Consider the following 1,184-nt stretch of genomic DNA (forward strand, 5'->3'; position numbering starts at 1 on the left):
GTGGGCGGCGGCGAGGGCGAAGGTGCCGTTGTCGGTCAGCTCGCCGAAGGGCTGTTCGGCGACGGGGGTGTCGGTGAAGCGGATGCGGTCGACGTTGAGGTGGCCCCAGCCGCCGGTCGACTCGTCCACGATCTCGATGGTCGCCCGCTTGCCCTCGTGGGCGCCGACGTCGTACGCGCGCGGGGCCATCGGCTCGGCGTTGCGGCCGGTGAAGGAGGCGACGGTCGCGCCGTCCACGACGACGTTGACGCACGTCCTGCCGGCCTGGCTGCCGCCGCCGATGCCGACGGCGACGTAGCGGCGCTCGATGGTGAACGGCTCGCTGACCAGCTTGCCCTGGTGGCCGTCGGCCGCGGCGGCGTCGCCGCCGCCACGGAAGTGGTGGGAGGTGACGAAGCGGGTGCCGGAGACGCCGAGGTCGCCGAAGCGCTTGAAGTAGTCCGGGCACTCGGCCTCGGTGACGGGGCCGGCGCCGAAGGCGGTGCCGGTGACGGTCCAGCCGGCGTAGTCGGTGCGCTCCCAGTCCTCGAAAACGATTTCCTCACGCGGCGGTTCGGGGAGCGTGCCCTCGCGGGCGCCGAACTGCACGCCGACGGCGTCGCCCTCGAAGGGGGCGGCGGTGAGGGTGACCGGCTGGGCCGTGCGGCTGCGCAGGCAGACGGGGTTCTCGGCGAAGCCGAGGAGTTCGGCGGTCAGAGTGCGGCTGCCGGTGTTGCGCAGCTCGTACTCCAGGACCGTGACGGGCAGCGAGGAGTCGTCGACGGCGGTGGGGACGAAGGGGGAGTACGCGTCGAGGGTGACGGCGAGCGGGACGCCGGGGTCGGCGTACGAGACGGTGCCGACGGGGTAGCGCCCGCGGAAGACGACGTCCTCGAAGCCCGTGCCGTCCAGGGCCCGGGTCCCGCCGGGGCCCTTCTCCGGCTGCCACCGCAGGGCGAACCCGGTGGCGAACGGCGCGGTGACCGGCAGCGGTTCGGCGTAGTGCAGCCCCTGCCAGTCGGCGCCGCCGTACGGGAAGCTGTCGGGGTTGTCGACCTCCCAGAGCCACAGCCGCCCGTCCCCGGCGAGGTAGACCTGCCCGGCCGCCACCCCGCCCACGGGCATGCCGATGTTCGCGAGCGCCTCCCCCCGGTACGCGGTCCCGTCCCCCCGCCGCCGCAGTTCCTTGAACCACCCGGCTTCCA

General features: G+C 74.0%; 1 protein-coding gene. It reads right to left on the reverse strand.

Features of this window, described 5'->3' with window-relative positions; genetic code table 11:
- On the reverse strand, positions 1-1,184 hold a 1,184-nt coding region (locus H5J30_RS34525), incomplete at both ends, for a GH116 family glycosyl-hydrolase (protein WP_258563685.1).

The sequence above is a fragment of the Streptomyces phytophilus genome, assembly GCF_013870535.1.
In the GTDB taxonomy this organism is placed as follows: domain Bacteria; phylum Actinomycetota; class Actinomycetes; order Streptomycetales; family Streptomycetaceae; genus Streptomyces; species Streptomyces phytophilus.